Source organism: Anaeromyxobacter sp. PSR-1, assembly GCF_000964525.1.
In the GTDB taxonomy this organism is placed as follows: domain Bacteria; phylum Myxococcota; class Myxococcia; order Myxococcales; family Anaeromyxobacteraceae; genus Anaeromyxobacter.
In genome coordinates, this window is record NZ_BAZG01000232.1 from 1 (window position 1) to 5,986 (window position 5,986).

Here is a 5,986-nt window from a genome sequence, read left to right on the forward strand (position 1 = left end):
ACCTGCGCTTCCTCGACACGTCCTTCTTCAAGTCGGCGGTCGCGCTGGTCACCCCGTCGCGCCACGGCACGAGCTACGTCCTCGACATCAAGCTGCGCGAGCGGGTGCCGTACCAGCAGCGCATCGAGGGCGACGCGCTGGCCATCGACTTCGAGCGCCCCGGCGCCGCCGCGGCCCCGTCGGCGCAGGCCGCCGAGGCGGACGCGCCGGCCGAGCCCGCGCCGGCGGCGGACGCCGCCACGGCCGAGACGGCCGCGGCGCCGGCGCAGTAGGCGCCAGGCCCCGCGCCCGTGATCGCGCTCGCTGCAGTCGCCGCGGCAGGGCTGCTCGCCCTGTCCGCCCCGCCGTCCGCCGCCGCCACCCCCGAGGACCTGACGGTCGAGGCCGGCACGGTCACGTACCGGGCCGACACCGGCCGGTACCAGCTCGAGGGCGGGGTGGTGCTGCGGCGCGGGCTGGTGACGCTGCGCGCCCGCAGCGCCTCGTACGACCCGTCCACCGGCGAGGTGGACGCGATCGGCGACGTGCTGCTCACCGACGCGACCCGGGCCGTGGCGGCCGACGCCCTGCGGGCCGTGATGGACGGCGGCTTCAAGGCCGAGCACGTGGTGGCCTTCCTCAAGGACGGGCCGGTGGCGATGGGCGACGCCACCGCCATCGAGGACGCGCGCCGGCGGGGGCGGAACCGCGCCACGTTCACCGGCGCGACGCTCGAGGGCGAGCGCTCCGGCCACCTGCGCCTGGGCGACGCGCGCCTGACGCTGTGCGACTGCGGCGGCGGCGCGCCGTCGTGGGAGCTGCGCGCCCGGCGCGCCGAGGTCGAGCCGGGGCACCACGCCACCCTGTCCTGGCCGGTCCTCTACGTCACCCCGCGCTTCCTGTTCGTGGACCGGCCGGTGCCGGTGATGATCCTGCCCTGGCTGTTCCTCCCGCTCGGCGAGCGGCAGACCGGCCTGCTCTTCCCCACGGTGGCCTCCACCGGCGCGACCGGCTTCGGGGTGGCGCTGCCGGTGTTCGTGACGCTGGGCCGCAGCGCGGACGCGACGGTCACCCCCGAGTACCTGTTCGGCCGCGCCCGCGCCGACGTGGCCGCCGGGCAGCCCGCGGTGCGCGGCGCCGGGCTGAAGCTCGAGCTGCGCTGGGCGCCCGCCGAGGACGCGGCCGGGGAGATCGAGCTGCACGGGATCGACGACCAGGACCGCGAGCCGGGCGGCGGGGGCGGCGGCCGGCTCGGGATCCTCGGCACGCACGGCCAGCGGCTGGGCGCGTCCGGCCGGCTGCGCGCCGACGTGGCGCTCGCGAGCGACCCGGTCTGGTTCCGCGACGCCACCGGCGACGTGCTGCTGCGCAGCGCCTACTACCGCCGCTCGGCGCTGCTCGCGTCGTTCGCCGGCGACGCGCTGGTGGTGGAGGGCGGCGCCGCGTACCACCAGCCGCTCACGCCGTCGGGCTGGTACCCGGACGCCACCGGCGCGCGCCCCGCCTACGGCACGTTCGGCGCCGACCTGCCCGCGTTCCACCGCTGGCCCGGCCTGGCGGCGACGCTGCTCCCGGAGGCGCTCGGGCCGTTCCAGGTCTCCGGCCGGCTCGGCCTCTCGCGCTACGCCACCGTGAACGGCGACTCCGGCGCCACCTTCACCGCCGGCGACCCGGGCGCCGCCCGCGGCTTCGTCACCACCTCGCGCGAGGGCGTGAGCCGGCTCGACGCGCGCGCCGAGCTCTCGGCCCCGCTCCGGCTCGGGTCCGCGCTGACCGTGACGCCGTACGCCCGCGGCGCCGCGCTCGGCTACCGCTTCGACACCGGGCGCTCGCCGGCGGTGGTGGCCTGGGGCCTCGGCGGCGCGGCGCTGTCCTCCGAGGTCTCGCGCCGCTACGGCGCGCTGCTCCACCGGATCGTGCCGCGGCTGGAGCTGCGCGCGGGCACGCGGGCGTTCGGGTCGGAGGACGGGTCGCTGCCCCTGCGGGCGTACGACGCCTGGGACCGCGTCGGCGACGACGTGCAGCGCGGGCCGGTGTCCGCCGCGCAGCCCGCGGGCCAGCCCGCCGGCTCGCTGACCGCGGCGTCCGACGGCGCCTTCCGCCAGCTCCGGGCCTCGGTGGAGAGCCGCCTCGACGGGCCCGGCGGCAGCCTGCGCCTCCAGCTCGGCCAGGACTTCGACCTGGTCCGCGGCGCCACCGGGGAGACGTTCTTCTCGGCCGCGGCGCACCGCGGCCCCATCACCGCCGACGTGTCCGGGCGCGTGCTCGCGTTCCAGGGGCGGGCGGTGCCCTCGCCCGAGCCGAGGTTCCCGTCCTGGCTCGACCACTTCACCGAGCTGCACGGCTCGATCACCGCCGCGGACCGGCGCGGGGACCTGGTGCGCGCCGGGCTGGTGGCGGTGGGGCCGGGCGCCTCCGGCCAGCTCATGGCCGGGGTGGACGCGCTGTTCGACCTCCGCCCGGCGGCCATCGACGCCTCGGCGCAGGGCTCGGCCGGCTTCCGGGGCGTGCTCGGCGGCGCCACCCTCGGCTACGACGCGCTCTTCACGGTGCGTCCGATCGAGGTCGCGCGCTGCAGCGGCGCCGGGACCCGCAGGGTGGACGCCGGGCAGGTGCAGCAGCACGCCGGGAGCGTCACCTGGAACTCGCCGTGCCGCTGCTTCCTCGCACGCCTCGTGGTCCGGGTGAACGACTGCGGCGAGACGTCGTACTCGGCCGCCATCGATCTCTCCCGGGCGGGCGAGCGCGCCGCGGTGCGTTGAGGCGCCGGGGGCCGAGGGCCGGCCCGGCTTCACCTTGCGTGCGCGTCCGGGCGATCCCGGGAGGGTAAATCGCCCGCCGCGCGGATTCGGCGGTTGCCGGGCGGCCGCGATCGACCGAAGAATCAGCGGGTGAGCCGACCGAGAACGCGGCCGGCGCCCTCCGCGGGCGCCGCCGGCCGAGCCGAGCCCGAGAAGCGCCGCGCCATCCTGCACGCCGCCGTCCGCGTGTTCGCGGAGCGCGGCTACCACGGCTGCCGGATCGCCGACGTGGCCCGCGCCGCCGAGGTCGCCTACGGCCTCGTCTACCACTACTTCCGGAACAAGGACGAGCTGCTGGAGAGCGTGTTCGCCGAGCAGTGGACCATCTTCATGAACGCGCTCGCGGCCATCGACGCGGGCCCGGGGAGCGCGGAGGAGAAGCTCGCCGGGATCTTCTCGTTCGTGTTCGACGTCTACAAGACCGCGCCGGCCGCGGTGCGGGTGCTGATCCTGGAGGTCACGCGCACGCCCCAGGGGCTCCGCGCCGGCTCGACCCGCGAGACGTTCGAGAAGGCGGTGGAGCTGGTCGCGGGCGTGGTGCGCCAGGGGCAGGCGCGCGGCGAGCTGCGCGCCGACGCGGACCCGCTCATCGCCGCGGCGGGGCTGCTCGGCGCCCTCGAGCTGGCGGTCTCGGCGATGGTGGTCGGGATCGTGCCCGCCGGCAGCGAGGCCGAGATCGACCGCGTGAAGCAGCAGGCGGTGGACAACGTGCTCTCCGGGCTGCGTCGCCGCTAGCGCCCGCAGCGCCGCCCCCGCCGCGAAGGCCGCGCCCGGGCGTGCGCGCGAGCCCGCCGGGACCACGTCATTTCCCGGCGGGGTATCTCTCTTGATGGGGGTCAAGACGCGTTGACGCGCCCGTTGCCGGCCACTAGGTCCCTCCTCCCCCGCAGCTCGACCGACAACGTGAACGCCCGCGTGCGACCCCCAAGCCCGGGCGGGAGGAGATCGATGGCAGCCCGTGTCCTCGTGTCCGACGACCTTTCCCCGGAGGCCGTGGCCGTCCTGAAGCAGGCCGGCCTCGAGGTGGACGTGAAGGTCGGCCTCAAGCCCGACGCGCTCGAGGCCATCATCGGCGACTACGACGCGCTCGCGGTGCGCAGCGCGACCAAGGTGACCGCGAAGCTGCTCGAGAAGGCCTCGCGGCTCCGCGTCATCGGGCGCGCCGGCGTGGGCGTGGACAACGTGGACCTCGACGCCGCCACCCGCCGCGGCGTGGTGGTGATGAACACGCCGGGCGGCTCGTCGATCACCGTCGCCGAGCTCGCGCTCTCGATGATCCTGGCGCTCTCCCGCCACGTGCCGGCCGCCACGGCCAGCGTGAAGGCCGGCAAGTGGGAGAAGAAGCGGTTCCAGGGGCACGAGCTCGCCGGCAAGACGCTGGGCGTGGTCGGCATCGGGAACATCGGCTCGGTGCTGGTGGACCGCGCGCTCGCCATGAAGATGCGCGTCGTCGCCTACGACCCGTTCATCTCCGCCGAGGCGGCCGCCAAGCTGGGCGTCGAGCGCGTCGAGCTGGACGCGCTGTGGGCGCAGGCCGACGTGGTCTCGCTGCACGTCCCGCTCACCGAGCAGACCCGCAACCTGGTGGACGCGAAGGTGCTCGCCCGCATGAAGAAGGGCGCGCTCCTGGTGAACTGCGCCCGCGGCGGGATCGTGGACGAGCGCGCGCTCGCGGACGCGCTCGCGTCCGGGCACCTGGGCGGCGCGGCGCTGGACGTGTTCGAGCAGGAGCCGCCCCCGGCCGACCACCCGCTGTTCGGGCTGGACGGGTTCGTGGCCACGCCGCACATCGGCGCCTCCACCGAGGAGGCGCAGTCGGCGGTGGCGGTGGCGGTGGCGGAGCAGCTCGCCGCCTACCTGAACCACGGCGTGGTGAAGAACGCGGTGAACGTGCCGGGCCTGCCGCGGGAGATCATGGACCAGCTCGCGCCGTTCCTCCCGCTCTGCGAGAAGCTCGGGTCGCTCGCGGCGCAGCTCGCGCCGCAGGGGCCGAGCGAGGTCGCGGTGGAGGTCGCCGGCGAGCTGGCCGCCGTGCCCATCCGCCCGCTCGCCGCGCGCACGCTGGCGGGCTTCCTGCGCCACCACCTCGAGACGCCGGTGAACGACGTGAGCGCCCCGGCCGTCGCGAAGGAGCGCGGGATCGCGGTGCGCGAGGTCCGCTCCGCCGAGCCGCACGACTACGCCAGCCTGGTCACGGTGACGGTGCGCGGGCAGGGCGGGGAGGCGCAGGTCGCGGGCACCGTGTACGGCAAGCGCGAGGCCCGCCTCGTGCGCGTGGACGGCTTCCGCCTGGAGGCGGTGCCGGAGGGCCACGTCATCCTGTGCGAGAACGACGACGCGCCCGGCGTGGTCGGCAACCTCGGCACCGCGCTCGGCGCCGCCGGGGTGAACATCGCGCGCATCTCGCTGTCGCGGCTCGACGACCACTCGCGCGCGTTCGCCTTCCTGAACGTGGACTCGGCGCCCGCCCCCGGGGTGCTGGAGCAGGTGCGCAGGCTGCCGCACGTCCGGGCGGTCCGCTCCATCCACCTGTAGCCGCGCCCGCGCCTTCCCGGCTTCCGCCCGCCCGTCCCGGTCCCCATGTTCCGACCGGGGCGGGTTCTTCCCCGCCGGGAGGGATGACATGGCTTCGACGGAGATCCAGGAGCGACGCGAGGGGAGCCTCCCGCGCCTGTCCTGGGGAGCGGTGATCTCGGGCGTCCTGCTGGCGCTCGCGGTGCACGTGGTGATGGGGCTCCTGGGCGGCGCGATCGGCTTCGCCGCGCAGCCGGCGGACTCCGGCGCGCTGGGGGCGGGGGCGGCCATCTGGGCGCTCCTCACCCCGTTCGTCGCGACGCTGCTGGGCGCCTGGCTGGCGGTCCGCATGGCGGGCCGCGAGGACGAGGCGGGCTCCAACCTGCACGGCGTGATGGTGTGGTGCATCGGCCTGCTGGCGGGCGCCGTGTTCCTGGCCGGCACGCTCGCCACCGGCGCGATGGCGGCCGGCGCGTCGGCGAGCGGCAACGCCGGCGTGATGCGGCAGATGGGGATCGGCCGGACGCAGCCGGGCCCGGCGCGGACCGAGCAGGCGGCGGACCAGGCCGCCGCGGCGGCCGCCGCGGCGGCGGGCGGCGGGGCCATGGCGGCGCTGTGCGGGCTGCTCGGCGCGTTCGCGGGCGCGGCGGTGGCGCGGCGGCGCGCGCAGGGACGCGGGCGCGGGCTGGGCT

Annotated in this window: 4 protein-coding genes and 1 pseudogene; all 5 read left to right on the plus strand. The window is 76.7% G+C overall.

Annotated features, from left to right (window positions below; all coding sequences use genetic code 11):
- A pseudogene (locus PSR1_RS21035) lies at nucleotides 1–272 on the plus strand (hypothetical protein); the annotation flags it as partial.
- Nucleotides 273–290: 18 nt separating this feature from the next.
- Complete coding sequence (locus PSR1_RS21040; protein ID WP_059439332.1) at nucleotides 291–2,741, plus strand: LPS-assembly protein LptD; 2,451 nt, start codon at nucleotides 291–293, stop codon at nucleotides 2,739–2,741.
- A gap of 129 nt (nucleotides 2,742–2,870) precedes the next feature.
- On the plus strand, nucleotides 2,871–3,515 hold the full coding sequence (locus PSR1_RS21045; protein ID WP_059439333.1) for a TetR/AcrR family transcriptional regulator: 645 nt from the start codon (nucleotides 2,871–2,873) through the stop codon (nucleotides 3,513–3,515).
- A 213-nt stretch (nucleotides 3,516–3,728) separates the two neighbouring features.
- Nucleotides 3,729–5,315, plus strand: a complete 1,587-nt coding sequence (gene serA, locus PSR1_RS21050; protein ID WP_059439334.1) for a phosphoglycerate dehydrogenase — start codon at nucleotides 3,729–3,731, stop codon at nucleotides 5,313–5,315.
- Between the two features lie 88 nt (nucleotides 5,316–5,403).
- Nucleotides 5,404–5,986, plus strand: a 583-nt coding sequence (locus PSR1_RS21055; RefSeq protein WP_059439335.1) for a hypothetical protein, incomplete at its 3' end; no start/stop codon positions are given.

Bases quoted from the DNA above. Each gene is read 5' to 3' on its own strand.
- serA (WP_059439334.1), top strand. From the start codon at position 3,729: ATGGCAGCCCGTGTCCTCGTGTCCGACGACCTTTCCCCGGAGGCCGTG.